This is a genomic window from Geomonas subterranea, assembly GCF_019063845.1.
Taxonomy (GTDB): Bacteria; Desulfobacterota; Desulfuromonadia; order Geobacterales; family Geobacteraceae; genus Geomonas; species Geomonas subterranea.
The window spans coordinates 1,972,347-1,989,450 of sequence record NZ_CP077683.1 but is presented as its reverse complement, the minus strand read 5'-3'; the positions used below and the strand labels follow the sequence as shown (position 1 = coordinate 1,989,450).

The 17,104-nt window shown below is 55.6% G+C and carries 12 protein-coding genes and 1 tRNA gene; 9 read left to right on the top strand and 4 right to left on the bottom strand.

Annotated elements, in window-relative coordinates; genetic code table 11:
* Positions 1–88 precede the first annotated feature (88 nt).
* Positions 89–1,123 (bottom strand): helix-turn-helix transcriptional regulator, encoded by a 1,035-nt coding sequence (locus KP001_RS08630; RefSeq protein WP_217289114.1) that lies wholly within the window; start codon positions 1,121–1,123, stop codon positions 89–91.
* On the bottom strand, positions 1,120–2,544 hold the full coding sequence (locus tag KP001_RS08625; RefSeq protein ID WP_217289113.1) for a DEAD/DEAH box helicase: 1,425 nt from the start codon (positions 2,542–2,544) through the stop codon (positions 1,120–1,122). Before KP001_RS08625 ends, KP001_RS08630 begins: the two co-directional genes overlap by 4 nt.
* A 595-nt stretch (positions 2,545–3,139) precedes the next feature.
* Between KP001_RS08625 and trmB the strand changes: the two genes are divergently transcribed.
* A complete protein-coding gene (gene trmB, locus KP001_RS08620; RefSeq protein ID WP_217289112.1) occupies positions 3,140–3,763 on the top strand; it encodes a tRNA (guanosine(46)-N7)-methyltransferase TrmB in 624 nt (207 codons plus the stop codon).
* 120 nt (positions 3,764–3,883) lie between these two features.
* On the opposite strand, the gene KP001_RS08615 is transcribed toward trmB, so the two are convergent.
* Positions 3,884–6,847: an NAD-glutamate dehydrogenase domain-containing protein gene (locus tag KP001_RS08615; RefSeq protein WP_217289111.1), complete on the bottom strand. Its 2,964-nt coding sequence runs from the start codon at positions 6,845–6,847 to the stop codon at positions 3,884–3,886.
* A 312-nt stretch (positions 6,848–7,159) separates the two neighbouring features.
* Here KP001_RS08615 and truD point away from each other — a divergent pair, with 312 nt between their 5' ends.
* The 7 genes from truD (at position 7,160) to KP001_RS08580 (ending at position 14,086) form a co-directional block, all read left to right on the top strand.
* On the top strand, positions 7,160–8,356 hold the full coding sequence (gene truD, locus KP001_RS08610) for a tRNA pseudouridine(13) synthase TruD (protein ID WP_302466983.1): 1,197 nt from the start codon (positions 7,160–7,162) through the stop codon (positions 8,354–8,356).
* Between the two features lie 34 nt (positions 8,357–8,390).
* A complete protein-coding gene (gene ispE, locus KP001_RS08605; protein WP_217289109.1) occupies positions 8,391–9,233 on the top strand; it encodes a 4-(cytidine 5'-diphospho)-2-C-methyl-D-erythritol kinase in 843 nt (280 codons plus the stop codon).
* Between the two features lie 16 nt (positions 9,234–9,249).
* Positions 9,250–9,324: transfer RNA gene (locus KP001_RS08600), tRNA-Gln, on the top strand.
* 92 nt (positions 9,325–9,416) lie between these two features.
* Complete coding sequence (locus KP001_RS08595; RefSeq protein WP_217289108.1) at positions 9,417–10,766, top strand: site-specific integrase; 1,350 nt, start codon at positions 9,417–9,419, stop codon at positions 10,764–10,766.
* Between the two features lie 372 nt (positions 10,767–11,138).
* Positions 11,139–11,501, top strand: a complete 363-nt coding sequence (locus KP001_RS08590; RefSeq protein WP_217289107.1) for a MarR family winged helix-turn-helix transcriptional regulator — start codon at positions 11,139–11,141, stop codon at positions 11,499–11,501.
* 103 nt (positions 11,502–11,604) lie between these two features.
* On the top strand, positions 11,605–13,002 hold the full coding sequence (locus KP001_RS08585; RefSeq protein ID WP_217289106.1) for a DNA primase family protein: 1,398 nt from the start codon (positions 11,605–11,607) through the stop codon (positions 13,000–13,002).
* A gap of 202 nt (positions 13,003–13,204) precedes the next feature.
* Entirely contained in the window at positions 13,205–14,086 is an 882-nt protein-coding gene (locus KP001_RS08580) for a hypothetical protein (RefSeq protein ID WP_217289105.1), read from the top strand.
* Positions 14,087–14,759: 673 nt separating this feature from the next.
* Here KP001_RS08580 and KP001_RS08575 read toward each other — a convergent pair.
* Positions 14,760–15,791 carry a recombinase family protein gene (locus KP001_RS08575; RefSeq protein ID WP_217289104.1) on the bottom strand — a complete coding sequence of 344 codons (1,032 nt, stop codon included), beginning with the start codon at positions 15,789–15,791 and terminating at the stop codon, positions 14,760–14,762.
* Positions 15,792–16,076: 285 nt separating this feature from the next.
* Here KP001_RS08575 and KP001_RS08570 point away from each other — a divergent pair, with 285 nt between their 5' ends.
* Positions 16,077–16,634 carry a recombinase family protein gene (locus tag KP001_RS08570; protein WP_217289103.1) on the top strand — a complete coding sequence of 186 codons (558 nt, stop codon included), beginning with the start codon at positions 16,077–16,079 and terminating at the stop codon, positions 16,632–16,634.
* Positions 16,635–17,104: the final 470 nt, after the last annotated feature.

The following is a 17,104-nucleotide window of genomic DNA, read 5'->3' as shown; positions in this document are numbered from 1 at the left end:
GGGGAGGGGGAGCGCTGCTCCGGGACTGCCGATGCAGCCGGAAGAAAGGGGTCGCCGTCGGTTCAGGCGCAGCAGTGGCCCAGGTGCCTCACGTGTCGCCGCCCCCGGAGGGGAAGGGGCCGGGAGGGGGGGCGTACACCCGCGCCGTTGCTTGCACCATCCCCGCGAGTTCCTCGCGCAGGTCCGCCGGTTGCAGCAGTTCCGCGTGCGCGCCGTAGGAGAGGAGCCAGGCGAGGATCTCCATCTTGCCCCCCGCGTGGAACTTCAGGAGCAGCGTTCCGTCCCCCTGATCCTCGAACTTCTGCGACGAGTGCCAGACGCGGTCCCTGATGGCGTGTGCGATGGAGGCGGAGAAGCGGATCACCACGTTCATGGGGGGCTCGGCCACGATGCCGAAGGCTTCACCGAGTGCCGATCCGGGGTGGAATCCCTCCGGAATCTCGAAGCGCTCCTTCAGCGTCTCGACGGCGCAGATGCGTTCGACGGCGAAGGTGCGCAGCGCCTCCCGCTGCTGAGCGTATCCGAGGAGGTAGATGCCCCCCTTCTGAAAAAGGAGCGTGTAGGGATCGACCCGGTAGTCGACCGGTTCGGGGCGGTTGGGGGTGCGGTAGGAAATGACGACGGTCTGCTGGTAGAGCAGGGCGTTGCGGATCAGTTGCAGGTATTCGGCGCAGCGCGAGTAGTCGCGCTTGCCCTGTAAAAGCGGCAGCGAGACCTCGGCGATGCGCTCCATGTGCGCGGCGAGACGCGGCGGCAGCACCGAGTTCACCTTGCGAAAGACGCTCTGCATGTCCTCCATGAACGGGGTCCCCTTGAGGAGATCCAGCTGGGAGCGCAAAAGCGAAAGGGTCATCAGCTCCTGCAGGGTGAAGCTGATGGGAGGGACGTCCTTGAACCGGGTCAGGAAGCGGTACACCTTTTCGCCGTCCTGCCAGTCGGAGATGAGCGGGTACCCCGCCTCCTGGATGGCGACCAGGTCGCGGTGGATGGTGCGCTTGTTGACGCCGGTCTCCTCGGCGAGCTCGGCAACGGAGATGCCGTGCCGAGCCTCGATGAGGCGGATCACATCGTGGACCCTGCCCGCCTGGGAGTATTTGCGAGGGGGACGTCCCTTTCCGGTCACGGCTGCTCGGGCTGCTGCTCCGTGGTCTTCGCCTTGGGCTTGCGACGACGGCGTTTGCGCTTGGCGGCACCCTCAGCGTCCCCCTCGGCAGCGGCAACTTCCTTGATCTCGTCCGGCGCCGGCTTCCCGGCGACTTCCTTCTTCTTCTCAACCGGCTTGCCGCCTCTGCCGCGCGATTCGCCGCGGCCGGGCTTTCCCCCGCGCTCGCCGGATTTGCCCCCCCTGCCGCCGGTCTTTTCATCGGTGCGGCGGGGAGGTCTGGCCGTTCTCTTGTAGTCGTGGACGAACATGTCGTCCTCCGCCCACTCGGTCGGGATCTTCTGCTTGATGAACTCCTGGATGGCTTCGATGAAGAAGGCCCCGTCCTCGTCCGCGAGCGAGATCGCCATCCCTTCCGCGCCGGCGCGGGCGGTGCGGCCGATGCGGTGCACGTAATCCTCGCAGTCCTGCGGCAGGTCGTAGTTGATCACGTGGGAAACGCCCTCGATGTGGATGCCGCGGGAGGCGACGTCGGTGGCGATCATGATCGGCAGAAGCCCCGCCTTGAAGTCGGAGAGGATCTTCATCCGTTTTCTCTGCTCGACGTCCCCGGAGATGACCTTGGCGGGGAACTCGTTGGCGTTGAGCCGGTCCTGCAGGTACTCCGCCTCGCGCTTGGTGTTCACGAAGATCATGGTCCGTTCCATCCCCATCTTGCGCAGGAGGCCGAGGAGCAGCGGGAATTTCTCTTTACGCGCCACGTGGTAGAGCACCTGCTCCACGCGTTCGGCGGTCATCTGCTCCGGCGTCACCGAGACCTTCTCCGGCATGTTCATGAACTCGTAGGCGAGCTCCATGACGCGGGTGTTCAGGGTAGCGGAGAAGAGGAGGTTCTGGCGCTTGTCATAGGGGGGGAGTCTTCTCAGGATGAAGCGCAGGTCGGCGATGAAGCCCATGTCGAACATCCTGTCCGCCTCGTCGATCACCAGGGCCTCGATGTCCTTGAGCGAGTAGACCTTCTGTTTCAGGTAATCGATGAGGCGTCCGGGGGTGCCTATGACGATGTCGGCGCCGGCCTTCAGCGCGTCGCGCTGCTTCATGTAGTCCACGCCGCCGTAGATGGCCTGGATGGTGAAGCCGGTGTGTTTGCCCAGGGCCTGCGCGTCCTTCTCGATCTGAACCACCAGTTCGCGGGTGGGGGCGAGGATGAGAGCGCGGGGATGGTTGACTGCGCCGGTCTTTTGCTGGCTCAGCAGTTTGGTGAAGACGGTGATGAGGAAGGTAGCGGTCTTGCCTGTGCCGGTCTGGGCCTGGCCAGCGACGTCCTTGCCGGTGAGGGAAAGCGGCAGCGCCTTTTCCTGTATCGGTGTGCAGTCGGTGAAGCCGGTCTCATCGATCCCTTTCTGGACCAGTTCCGGCAGCTGCAGCTCTGAAAATTTCATGTTTGTGTTTTCCTTTTTTGCCTTATTTCAACCGGATACAATTAGCACGTTGTACAAGAAATGGCAATGACAGAAAGGAAGACAGGGAGGCGAGGGTAAAATCAGAAGCTTTAACGCAAAGGCGCCAAGCCGCAGAGACGCAAAGAAAACAGCCGAATCGTGATGTGTTCTCTCGTCACACCCCTTCTAAGCGTCTTCGCGCCTTGGCGTCTCTGCGTTATGCCTTTGGGTTTTTGGGCCAAGTCCCATCTTTGCGCCTTTGCGGCTTTGCGTTAATCAAAGTCTCTGAGGTTTGATGGTTTTCCCCGTGCATCCAGCTTTTCTTAGCGTCTTCGCGCCTTGGCGTCTCTGCGTTAAGCCTTTGGTTTTTTGGGCCAAGTCCCTCTTTGTGCCTTTGCGGCTTTGCGTTAATTCAAAGTCTCTGAGGTTTGATGGTTTTCCCTTTGCATCCAGCTTTTCTTAGCGTCTTCGCGCCTTGGTGTCTCTGCGTTAAGCCTTTGGGTTTTTGGGCGAAGTTCCCCTTTGCGCCTTTGCGGCTTTGCGTGACACGGTTTTTGTGTTATGTTCCCCCGCGAAAAAAACGCAAGAGGTACCGATGACGCAATCCTTCATTCACATCGAATCACCAAACTATCTGAAACTGGAAGATCTTCCCAGCCCGCCGGACTGGCAGAGCGTCTTTGGCAACGACAACAGGCTCGCCCTCGAGATCGGCTGCGGCGTGGGCGACTTCATGCTGAAGACCGCGATGGACCAGCCCGATACCAACTTCATCGCCATAGACTTCTACAACAAGGGGTGCTACAAGACCTGCCGCCGCATGGACAGCCACGGCGTCAAAAACGTGCGTGTCATCCGCGACGAGGCCCGCCTGTTCGTCACCGACCGCATCCCCAAGGGAAGCCTCTCCGCCATCTACATCAACTGCCCCGATCCCTGGCCCAAGAAGCGGCATCGCAAGCGGCGCCTGGTGAACCGGGAGTTCATCGAGTTCCTGCTGGACTACATGGTTCCCGGTGCCGACTTCTTCTTCGCCACCGACTTCGACGACTACGGTATCGATGTCGCCAACGCGCTCCCCGAGGTTGCCGACCTGGAGAACCAGTTCGGCCCCGATCTCTACCGCCACGAGTTCCCCGGCTACCACCTCTCCAAGTACATGCGCAAGTTCATGGCCGAGGGGAAGCAGATTTACTTCATGCACTACAAAGTGAAGTAGCAGGAGGGGGGAACTGTAATGTTCTTCCGACGTACGCCTGGGAGACGGGGGGGGGAACTGCTTTCCGTCGCATTAGGTAAAAGAGGGGGGCGTGATCATCACGCCCCCCTCTTTGTGCTTTTACTCCCCGAACATCCGCACCAGGTGCCCCTTGAGGGTCGCCTCGAAGTCTGCCTCACGGTCGCCACGGTAGACAAGCGATGAACCGATCTCGGCGGCCAGGATGGCGAACAGGTACTTCTGCGGCAGGTTCTTGATGCGCCTTGCGTACTTCGGTTCCTCCCTGAGCATCTTGGGCAGGTGCGAGAGGATCGCCTTCCTGTAGATGGGCTGCAGGCACAGCTGCGGCCGGTTCTGGAAGAAGCGGTAGATGGTCGCGTACTGCTCGTTGATCTCGCCGCTCAAGGCGTCAGAAATTTCTGTGCACAAAAGTCCCGGCTGCTCGCGGCGCCGCTTCAGGATGAGCCGCGCCTCGTCCGCCGCGCGCTGCTCCAGTATCTCCAAGACGTCCTGCACGTAGCGCTCCTTGTGCGCCATGAACTCCGTCTCGGTAAGGAGCAGGTTGGCGATGATCTCGTAGGATGAGGAGATGACCCCGCACTTGTTGGCCGAGGCGTCACGCATGATGATGACCCCCTTCTTCTGGAGCTGCACGCGCGCCTCGGGGGTGATGAAGGAATTGGCTCCCTCCACGATAGCTCCCGTCGAAGGGGTGCCGTTGGGAAGGAGGTAGCTTTGCCAGTTGTCCTTGTCGATGCTCTCGGGGCGCCCCCCCGCCGGGATGAAAAGTTCGGCCTTGACCGTGAAGGGGAGGCTTGCGTAGACCTTGGAGAATTCATCGGTGGAGATCCATTCCTCCCTAAGCCCCTCCGCGGTTTTGCTCACTTTCCGGTACAGTTCACGCAGGCCGTCGCGACGGCTGCCGCTTCTGTACAAAAGGAACCCCCCCGGGTGCAGCGCCTGGGGGTCGAAGGCATCGAGATCCTGCCGCAGCACGATCCGCCCCAGTTCCTTGCGGTCCGCCCCTTCCGGGTCGCATAGCGCCGCGGTGCCGTCCAGGATCAGCTTGATCGCCACCTGCGGGGCGCGCTCCAGCAGGATGCGCATGGCGTTGCCCGCCACGTCTCCGTTGGGACCGCCGGTGAACTTGACGCTGAAGGGATCGCGATAGATGTCGATCCCCACCTCCGCCATGGTGATCTCGGCGAACTTCACCACACCGGTCGAGGTGACACCGTACTCCTTGTGGTTGATCCCCACCTCCTTGCTGGACATGATGCCGATGCCGAGGATGTAGCCGCGCCGCTTGGAGATGCGGGCGATGTTCTCGATCATGGAGTCGTGCATGTTCTCGTCCGGCCCCAGTTCGATAGGCTCATCCTCGCGGTAGTAATCCACCACGGCGGGTGATCTGGCCACCCCGTGATCGGTCACGAAGATGTCCAAAAAGGCGTTCACGACGCCGTGCTGCAGCTTGTACAGCCGCCAGTTCTCCATCTGGCGCTCGCTGCCGCGCTGCAGGTCAGAGGAGTCGAGGATCAGCACCAGCTTCGAGCCCCCCTCGTAGATGTCCTTGTTCTTCAGGTGCTGGGTGTGCGCCAGCACGAAGTTCTCCCTGAAGATGGTGTTCGAATTGGTGATGAAGTCATCCATGTTGCGGGCGATGACGGTGCGCCAGCCGCCGCGCGCGATGTCGGAGAAGCCGATGTGGTAGCCGAACCCGAAGCGGCTGAAGAAGAAGGTGACGCGGAAGGGGAGCGCCTGCGGCAGGTCCGCGGTGAAGGCGGGGCCCAGCTCGGTGAGGTAGGTCGGGTTGAGCCGGAACGCGAGAGCCTGCTTCTCCAGCACGAAAAAGTTGGTCTTCAGCGTGTGGGTGATGAAGAGGAGGCAGCAGCGGTAGATGGCGCGGCGCACCTCGTCGAGGTAGCGATGACCGGTGTTGTAGTCGTTCACCGCCCGCACCGTTTCTTCCAGGATGGAGCCGTAGAGCGGATGGCTCTCGGTGATGGCGGGATCGAAGCGGGCCCTGAACAGCTTCACGAGCTGCAGCGACATCTCGGGATGCGCGTGGAAAGCGGTCTGCACGTCGTCCAGCCCGAAACGGTCCGGCTGGTTGTGGGCGAGATTGGTGTGGCAGAAGGCGATGAAGGCGTTCACCAGGGATGCCTCCTCGCCGGTCATCACGTTGCTGGTCACGAACTCGCGGTAGGTGTAGCTCTTGGTGGAGACGATCTGGGTGTTGTAGAGCTCCTGCTGCAGCCTGCTGTAAAGTTCCGAACCCGGTTCCAGCACCTCGCCGGAACGCCGGTTCACCAGGAAGGTGCCCAGGAAGTAGGGGTGGACGCCGTTGGAGATGGTGAGGCAGTAGGCACGGTTGACGCCCAGGTCGAGCCGGTTGAACACCTCCATGAGCTGCAGGAGGAACTCCTTCTGCGGAGGGTTCGCCACCGCGAAATGAACCCTGGATATCTTCACGTCCGGTGTCGGCTCGACGTGCAGGTACAGCCCGCCGCTTCGGCTCGCCTTCTGCTGCAGCTGCAGCACCTGGGCCACGCGCAGCGGCGAGGCCACCTTCAGGTAACTCTCGTTGTTGAGCCAGAGGATCTTGAGCAGGCGGTCGAGCTCCTTCATGTCGAATTCCGGATACGTCGCGCGCATCTCGCCGGCGATCTTGCGGATCACCCCTTTGGGGAGCTGCACATCCTTCCAGGCCTTTATGTCTTCATTGGTCTTTCGGTCGAACTCGAAGCGTTGTATCTCCAGTGCCTGGTTCATGCCGGGCATGGGGCCGTCGGAGTGGGTGATCATGGCGTAGGAGATTTCCCGGTCCTGGAAGTGCCGCAGCGAATCGTACAGGGAACCCGGTTCGTTGACCCTCGCGAGGATCAGGCTCTTGTCCCGATCAGCCAGGATCAGGCGCCTGTTGGCCTTTAGGGAACGGAGCTCGCGTTCCAGAAGCGCCAGCGCTTCCGGCTCGTCCTGCATGGACGTGAAGAAGTATGGGTTGATCTGCTCTCTCAGCCATTTGCGGTTTTCGGAAAGCTCATTAACGGCGTTTCTTCTGACACTGGCCTTGCTGGTCATGCTTCATTCCCCTTTTGCATCGTTATAGCTGCTCCCGAACCAGTATATCAGCGGCAACGGCATTTGCTTAGTGGATCATGCTTCTGGTTGAAAAAAAGTTTGCTTTGGGTAAACAGTGGTTCAGTATCAGCAGTCCAGGAATACGCACTTTGAAAGTTAACATCTGTAGCGGTCGTGGAAAGGTTTCCATGGTCTGGCGCGGGATGTGGTCAAGAGCAGGCAAGACGATCTCGCCGTGGTGACAAAACAAGTTGAAACGGGGTGCCCTACTGGGTATGATGCCGGTTCATAAAACGTATGGTTGGAGGAACGGTGCAGAGATACTTAACCGCCGGGGTACCTGGTACAGGCGGCACCATAAAGAACTCCCCCGAGGAGTTCATCGTCGAGGAGATCCCCGCGTACCTTCCCAGCGGACAGGGGGAGCATTGCTACGTCGTCATCGAGAAGCGCGGCATCACCACCCTTGAAGCGGTGCGCCGCCTCTCGAAAGCGCTGGGGGTGCAGGAACGTGACTTCGGTTACGCCGGCATGAAGGACGCCATCGGCATCACCCGCCAGACCCTCTCTATCCCCCGTGTCGCGCCCGACAAGGTTCGCGCGCTGGATATCCCCGGCCTCAAGGTGCTCTCCGCGCTCTTGCACGGCAACAAGCTGAGGCTTGGGCACCTGAAGGGGAACCGCTTCGAGATCAGGGTCCGCGATGTGGCACCTGGGGCGCTGGCCCAGGCCGAGGCGGTACTCGCCGTTCTTGCCGGCAGGGGGGTCCCCAACCGTTTCGGTGTACAGCGCTACGGCGTGCAGGGGAACAGCCACGCAATTGGTGCCGCCATGCTGCGCCGCGACTTCAAGGCCGCCGTCGACACCCTTATCGGAGACCCCGCGCAGGTGACTGACGAGCGCTGGCGGGAGGCGATCGAGGCATACCGGCAGGGGGACCTGGCGGGAAGTCTCGCCATTTTCCCGGGCCATTTCCGGACCGAGCGCGAACTGCTTGGCAGGCTGCAGCAGCGTCCCGACGCGTACGAGAAGGCTTTTCACGCGGTCCAGCCGCGCATGAAAAGACTGTACCTGTCCGCGTTCCAGTCCTCCCTCTTTGACCTGGTTCTGGAGCAGAGGCTGGAGCGGCTGGACCAGCTCGAGGAGGGGGACGTCGCGTTCAAACATGACAACGGCGCCTGTTTCCTGGTTCAGGATGCCGCCGCCGAGGCGCCGCGCGTCCAGGCCTTCGAGATTTCCGCGACCGGTCCCATGTTCGGTTGTTCCATGATGGAAGCCAAGGGGGCGCAGGGTGAGCTGGAAGCCGGCATCCTGGCCGCCGAGGGACTGGTGCCGGAAAGTTTCAACCTTTCCGGGGGGCTGCGCATGGAAGGGGAGCGCCGCCCGCTTCGGGTGCCGCTTTCGGCGGCCTCGGTGCGGCAGGATGGCAGCGACCTGATCTTTGATTTCTCCCTGCCCCGCGGCGCTTACGCCACCTGCGTTCTGAGCGAAGTGATGAAGGATCAATAAATCCTGTCCCGTGACGGGGCTGAAGGAGTTTGTCGTGGAAAAACTGAAACTACTGGCGCCCGCCAAGGTAAACTACCGGCTGGACGTGCTGGGGAAGAGGCCCGACGGCTATCATGAGCTGCGCATGGTCATGCAACGGGTCGGCCTGTGCGACGAGATCAGCATCGCCCTGAGCGGAACTCCCGGGATCCGGGTCACCTGCGGTAAGGTGGGGGTGCCCGACGGCCCCGGCAACATCGCCTGGCGCGCGGCCGATGCGCTTTTGAAGCTCTCCGGTAAAGAGACCGGTATCGACATCGCCATCGACAAGCGGATTCCCGTGGCGGCCGGTCTGGGCGGGGGGAGCAGCGACGCCGCCACCGTGCTCATGGGAGTGAACCAGCTCCTGGGACTGGGGCTTTCCGACGAGCGTCTCATGGAGATAGGGGTGAAGCTCGGTGCCGACGTCCCCTTTTTTATTTTCAAGAAAACCGCGCTGGCGGAAGGAATTGGCGACAAGCTCACCGCCATGGAGTCGATGCCGGGGCTGTGGGTGGTCCTGGTCAATCCCGGCATCCATGTTTCCACTGCCTGGGTCTACCAAAATTTAATATTGACAGAGAAGGGCACCGACACTATAATTCGCGGTTCATACGGCACCGCGGCAGAAGTAGCCGGGCTTTTGTCCAACGACCTCGAACCCGTCACCTGCGGGAAGCATCCACTGCTTAACGAGTTGAAGGAGATGCTCCTGACCGCCGGAGCGGCCGGATCCTTGATGTCAGGGAGCGGCGCCACCGTCTTCGGGATCTTCGAAGACGAGGAAGCCGCCCGGAGAGCCGCGGCGGAGATAGCGGCAGCGCGAGGGTGGTTCGCGGTAGCGGTACCGACGCTGTAGGAAAAAAACAGAATATTGGGGCGTCGCCAAGCGGTAAGGCAACGGGTTTTGATCCCGTCATTCCCAGGTTCGATCCCTGGCGCCCCAGCCAATACCAAATACTGCTGTTAATTCAGTAGTTTAAAGCCTTGATCCTCTCTGTGTAGCGCATTTTGCTACACACAAAAGGGTCGAGGCTTTTCTATGTCCAGCTACCTCATCAGCAGAAACGGTCATTATCACCTCAGAGTAAGAACTCCTCTCGACCTTCTCGGTATCATTCCCCAAACAGAAATCACACGGTCACTCAAAACTACCGATCTCAGAAAAGCTAAGGCAGCAGCTCTGCCCTACCTTCAAGGGATTAGCCAGACTGTGATCCTGCTACGGTCAAAGTTCATTACCTCTCTGCAGGCTCAGGAGTCCCTTTGTAATCTCTTGGGCCGAAAAGGTAGGGGAGTGTCTCGGGCTGTCGATAGGGCGGCTCAGAAGGCTACTATGGAGGTCTCACCCTCACCGTCTGAAGGAGCCACGCTTGCCACTGTAGTGACCACATTCTTGAAGGACAAGGAACTGGAGTGGACACCGAAGACCAGGATGGAGAATAAGGGAGTCTTCCGGCTTATCCTTGGCCTTATGGGGGATGTACCCGTGGCGTCGATTGACAGGGGGAGGGTGCGCGACTTCAGAGAACAGTTGCTGAAGCTACCTCCCAATGTCTCCAAGACCTATCCCGAACAATCGCCTCTTGAAATTCTACAGCGGATTGATTCCGGTGAACTGTTGGCCACGCCCATGAGCATCACCTCAGTGAACAAGCACCTCTCCAGGCTCTACTCCATTATGAGTTACTGCATCAAGGAGGGATACCGAACGGACAACCCCGCTTCAGAGATGAACATTAAGCAGCACAGAAGACCTGATGAGGAACGGAAAGCCTATGATCTCAAGGACCTGAGGGCAATATTAAGGAATCTCCCCAGAGATAGCAGCAAACCAGAGAGGCTGTACGTTCCCATGATCTGTATGCTGTCGGGGATGAGGCTCGATGAGGCTTGCCAGTTGTACCGAGAGGACATCATCCAGGTCGATGGGATATGGTGTTTCGACGTCAACGATTGCAAGGACAAGAAAGTAAAGAACTTGTCGAGTAAGCGTATGCTACCTGTTCATCCTGTCTTGATCAATATGGGGTTCCTCGACCATGTGGGGAAATGCCGGGAAGGGAGTCGGCTGTGGGGGAATTTGAAGTGGTGCAAGGTTAACGGATACAGTAACTCTTTCGGGAAGTGGTATCAGCGATTCAATCGAAAGCATGTGACCACAGACCCACTTAAGACCTTCCACAGTTTGAGGCATACCTTTGCCGACACCCTGAAACAGCAAGGCGTACAAGAAAACCTTATATCGGAATTGATGGGTCATGCAAATAGCAGCATTACCACAGGGAGATACGGAAAACGCTACAGGGCTCAGGGATTACTAGAGGCAATCTGCAAGCTCGACTATTGTCTGGAAAAATGTACGACTCCAGCAGTTTGTAGCCTGGCTTGATTGACAGCGTTAATCTTTCCTTCAAATCCCTGCCGGTTTGGACGACATCAGGGGATAGATTGTATGTCTAGCCCAATGCCAGACTAGCTCTACAAAAAACTGCTCAAAACATCAGGGGGTAATTTGGTTGACACCGAGTTGGTTCCTGTTTTATGTGGGGTGTCATCTGGCATTTTGGCATGCAAGCCCAAACCGCCTCCCCACGAAGGGGGTACTCACCGACTTCCTCATCCGTATTGGAAACCTATTTAAGTATACCGTCCTGCCTTACTATTACCCTCTTGAATTCCGCATTGACAATCTATTGCACATGTGCAATATTGTTTCCCATTGGAAAACGCGAAATAAAATCTAATTTAAGGGCTGGCACTTATGAGCAAGACTGGTTTACAGAGATTCCGAAATGCAATGAATGTGCTAAATGAGGTTTATGCGGAAATTCCTATACAGCAGATATTAATATTTCTTGAGGTGGCAGAATGTGGTGAAATTTCGATGACTGAGTTAAGAAAGAGACTCAACATGAGTCCCTCAAGTTTAACTAGAAACACCTTGGCACTAAGCTACTATTCAGCGGACCATCCTGAGAATCCTTGCGTGGGAGGAGGGCGAATGATAGGTCACAACCTCATTGAAAGACGCAGCGACATAAACAATAGAAGGACGCTTATGGTATTTCTAACGCCTAAAGGAATCGAGGTCCGAAATAAGATCGAAGCAGCTCTAAGCATTTAATGATTTAAAGCCAGCTAGCGGGTTGCTGGCTTCTCTTTTATCAATAATATTGCACATGTGCAATATATTCCGCCTGTGCAACAAAAGGAGGCAAATTACCAATATGGCATTACCAGAATCAGAAACAAAGAACGAGGTCCATGCAGCAACTCCCAAATTCAGTCTGACTGACGTAGGTAACGCCGACAGGTTCCTTCACCACCACGGGAAAAACCTTTTGTACTGCCACGATCTGGGGTGCTGGCTCGTTTGGAAGGGAGACAGATGGCAGCCTGATGGCATCAAAGAAGTAGAATCCATGGCGCTGACTACAGTACGGAGTATCTATCTGGAGACAGCACAGGAATCCTCGCCCGATAAGATTCAGGAAATTCTGAGGTGGGCAAAAACCAGCCATTCTGGAGGTAAAATCCGTGAAATGGTCCGGTTGGCGCAGATAGACAAAAGAGTTTCCGTTTCTTCGACTTTTTTAGACAGAGACCCTTTTCTGCTCAATGTTGCAAATGGAACCATAGACCTCAGTGCAGAGCGTTTTATAAAACATAGCCGAACAGATTTACAAACGAAGCTCGTCCCTGTTGAATACCACCCTTCGGCAACCTGCGACTACTGGGATGAATTTCTCCTGCAGATATTCGGCAACGATGAGCAACTCATTCACTGGGTACAGAAGGCTGTTGGTTACTCTCTCAGCGGCGATACATCTGAGCAGTGCATGTTTATTCTCTGGGGGGCTGGTCGTAATGGGAAGAGCACCTTCCTTAATACGATCAAACAAATTCTTGGTGATTACACTACCCAGATTCAGCCTGAAACCTTAATGGTAAGGCGGAACAATGACGGTGGGTCACCAAGAAGCGACCTGATGGCCTTACGTGGGGCAAGATTCGTAACCGCATCAGAAGGTGAGAAAGGACAGCAGTTGGCAGAGTCACTGGTGAAGCAACTGACGGGCGGTGAGGTTATCTCTGCTCGCGGCCTTTACCAGAAGAATCAGATTGAGATCCTGCCCACGTTTAAGCTGTTCTTTGCGACTAACTACAAACCACAAATTGCCGGGACTGACCTGGGCATCTGGCGGCGCATAAGGCTTATTCCTTTCAACTACACCATTCCCCCTGAGAAGGTTGATCATGACCTCCAGCGAAAGTTGATGGGTGAAGCCTCCGGCATTTTACGATGGATGGTCGATGGTTATTATGCGTGGCAGAGAGAGGGACTGGGAGTTCCCAAATCCGTTGAAACCGCAACAAATGCGTACCTCGTTGAAAATGATCAGGTTGAGCGGTTTATCGCTGATTGTTGTGTGAGGAAAGACGGTTGCCAGACCAAGACGGGGAGCCTGTATGGAGCGTACCAGCAGTGGGCGCGAGATAGCGAAGATAACCAGATGAACCTAAAAGCTTTTGGTCATGCCCTGAGCGATAAAGGGTTCAAGAAGAAACGTAGAGCTGACGGGGTTCTCATCACTGGCCTTGGATTGCTTGATGAGTTCGACTAACACAGCCGATGTAGGGTGCAGGGTGATGTAGGGTTTTTAAATTACCTATCTTAAATACAGAAATTCTGGACAAGAGTTGGGGAAAAGGTACATCACCCTACATCCCTTCATTCGGACTACTGATGCAGCATTGGAACGGGACCAACTTCCCGCAAATTCAACAGAGGCCAAAGAGCCAACAACAAGGAGAGCAACAAGAACAATGGAACCACTGAAATTAGAGGTAAAATGCGTAGAAAAGGGCTACCGAGTATTCAGAATGTCCAGAATCATCCGCGATTCACACGATGCCGAGAGAGCCTGTAAAGACTTTAATAGCAAGATCCGAAGTGTCAGCGCAAGGACCCAAGACCCTGAAGACATCAGACTCTACGAACCAGGCCCACAATTTGGTCAGTTCAGCCGAGTTACAATTAGCATAGAGGAACCAGGTAACGAGTTCCGACGGAAATGCCGTATTGGCATGCTTCACTGGGATGACTGCTTTAATGCCTGTGATCTCCTCAAGCGTGAACTCGACGGTTTAATACCTTTACAGATGATTCAGCCGGGAGGGGCCATACAGGCACCAGAGAAACGTAATGGTATTGGCGATGCCTCTGTATATGTCGGAGATGATGGAAGCTTCGTAGGTGATTATACTGCCAGCCGCACCGAGTCTATTGGCTCACATGTAGATAAGGCTATGAATTACTTGCGCACCGGGGAGTTGCACCGCGCGTATGCACATTTGGCCGAAATAAAATATGAGCATATAGAGCAGGAAGCCTTAGCGGGAGGCTACTACAATGCCTTTGAGGATGGTTATTCTGCCGGCCACCTATGGAAAAGCACAGCCTCATGGGACGAAATTGCAATTGTAGGCTCTAACCCGATTCTGAACCCTGCTGAGGACGGTTACGGCGGAACCTTCCATCGAGAGGCTGACAGAATACTTTTAGCGCAGTACGCACAAATGCTTGGTGTGCCTGCAGTAGAAACATTTCCAGACTCTGGATGTATATGGATTGAGGGGTTTTCCGAGGCCGTTGTTGATTTTTGGAGCGTTGTCACTTCCGACCTTTCGAGGAGGAGGGCCGCATAATGCGAAACAGCAAGGGCTGGTTGTATTTGTCAACCGGCCCTTGTCGTAGCCCTCAAAGATGGCTCCTCAGAACCGTTCCTTCCCTGCAGATTTCATCACCTCGGAGGCGACTTATTCTCAGATGCTCCACTCAGACATCCTCCTGGATTCCCCCCAAGAGGATGCCTGCGCTCTCAACACACAATTGCTCATACCAAAGGAGAACTCAATAATAATGGCACATGCAGTTACAGTTCAAGGACGCCCTCGGTTTTTTAATCACCTGTCTGGCGTTTACCTAAAGGCGTATCCTGATGGCGACAAAATGGTCATTTCACTTAGCGAGCAGATTCCTATCCGTGGAGATTTACTGGAGGACAGGCGAACTGGCAAATGGTACGGCGTTAAAGATACGATCACCCTCTACCGAAAATGGAACGAAAGGCGGAAGCCAAGGTGCAGCATTGTGGTAGTACCGATAACGGCTCCAATATTTCTTCCCCAGGTTACTCCACGAAAGCCATTGGATAACCCCCATCACTATCAATCTCCAAATAACTGGCCAACGTCTGCGGACATTACCCCCTTGTTGGGTCGTGATGACATCGAACCTTAAGAACCGGAGGAAGTAGCAAGTTCGTTGCAATCCTACACGAGCAAATGTGGGTCGGCTAGACAGGAAGGTTAGCTGATCCTACCTCAATTTCCCGTCTCCCCTGCCTTGTGGAGCAAGAGCATCGGCCCGTGCTAATAAATTTTTCACGGCCTGCCCAGTCCAACCTCCTCGCTTTCCTCTGGCGGTTAATACCTGGTCAGCATTCAACCTCATTGCCATAGCGGTAAAAGTAGAAGTGCCCTCGTCCTGATACCTTTGCAGGTAAGGCATTATCATCATAGTATTCTTATCAGCTTTTGACTTCATTGCTGCCGCACCACGCATACGCCCCTTGGTGACAGCCTCAGGATTCTTCCACAGGTTTTCTGTGCCTTTTACTCCCTTCGGTTTTCGTGATATGGCAAGGGAATCTCTAGTTATTTGATTTTGCTGATCTGCTTTGTACTGCGCATAGATTGCGAGTTCTACAATTCTCTCGGGGGTAGCATTCGGCTCTGTGGCGATAATGAGCGGAAAATTAGATTCCTGAACTCCAGTGACGAAGTGGACGTTACGCGCTAGCCTGTCTACAGTTTCGACAATCAATGTCGCGCCTGTGGCTTCACAATGTCTTATCGCTTCCATGACCTCAGGACGATCTTTTTTTCGACCGCTTGCAGCCTCTGTATATTCCTTGAGCAGTTTACCACCGCACATTTTGATGTAGGCAATGTTTCTGGACCTTTGTCGTTCAAGTCCCACTTTTGCAGCCCACTGCTCGCGTGTTGATACCCGCAAGTATGAGACAAACAAATGTGGCTGTTCGCCTCCTTGTCCCCTTTTGGGGCTTTGCTTTCCAAACTTTTTATAATAACTGTAAGCACGACATCCGGCATTGTTGATAGCATCCAAAAATAAATGGGCTTCAGGGCTACACCCCTTACGCCTTCCCCGATTAGTGAGCCAACCGATCTTTGCATCGGCAGGAACCTGCCCCTTCTCGATCAGGACTGCCAACGCAGCCTTTCTTACCGACTTGCCATCACCGTTATCAGGAAATTTATCTATTGTCTTCGGCCCAACTGCTTTATCAGAAGCCTCATCACTCTCTACCACTACCCGTACAATCATAGCTGTACCTCCATGAGATATGCTATCTGCTAAGAGGAGGTCGTCATACCATATCCCCAACCGGGTGTATAGCTTTTTTCGTTTGATATTAACTACTTGTGGAAGGTTTTGCAGGGGTGGAAACTTTTGCAGTTACATGCCTGTCTGATTAGGGTATACCTCAGGCGTACACTGTTGTCGGACACATTTTGCGTCAGATTTGCATGTACGAAAAATGTGATTGACGCCGAAGTGGCTACATGTTAGATGTAAATCGTACAGTGCGTCACACAACAGGGAGGGAGCATGAGCGGAAAGGTGATTGGTTATCGTCGGGTGAGTTCGATCCTGCAGAACACTGAGCGTCAGCTTGACGGCCTGAAGATGGACAAGGTGTTTGAGGATAAGCTGTCAGGGAAGGACACTAACCGCCCCCAGCTGCAGGCCATGCTCGAATACGTAAGGGAGCACGACACAGTTCTTGTACACTCCCTGGACCGCCTAGGCCGCAACATTGACGATCTTCGCGCTCTTGTTAAGGACATGGTAGGTCGCGGTGTGACAGTCAAGTTTGTGAAGGAGAACCTGTGCTTCACCAGCGAAGAGAACAACCACTTCAGCGAGCTTATGCTTAACATGCTTGCAGCCTTCGCACAGTTCGAGCGTTCTATCATCAAGGAAAGGCAAAAGGAAGGGGTTCAGCTTGCGAAGGCAGCGGGTGCTTACAAGGGACGGAAGCAGGAGATGACCCCAGAACGTATAACAGAGATCGCCAGCAGGGTTGCAGCAGGCGAGCCGAAGGCGCAGGTTGCTAAGGCGTTGGGAATCAGCCGTGATACCTTGTATCGGTACTTGCCTGACTGAGGTTCCCTGTTCACAGCCGCAGGTGCAGCACGTACAACAAGAGCGTGATGCACGATAGGTTGAACAACCAGGTATTTGATTGGCTCGCGATAGTACATGGCAGCAAGAGATGCGTGAAGTAGGATCAGCGAGCCGAAGAACTGAATAACATTATCGCTCTAGGCTCCAAAAATGATCATCGGGAGGTCGGGGCGGGGTTTAAATGGGATTGAAGTACGAAAATGGGTACCCGCCAGTTCATCCGCGAAAGGAGTTTTTTAGCCTTAAATAAGTTTAGGGTTCGCTCACTCTGCAGACCATTTCCCCGTCCTACATGAGTCAGATGACTCAATCCCGAGTGCAACTCCCGTTGTCAAAAGTCAACTACAGGGCCGACTAAAAAAAAATTCGCTACCAGCGAATTTTAATTGACTTCGAGCTAAATGTTTTGTATAGTCCAGCCACTGTCAAGAACGGAGATTACTCGCCTT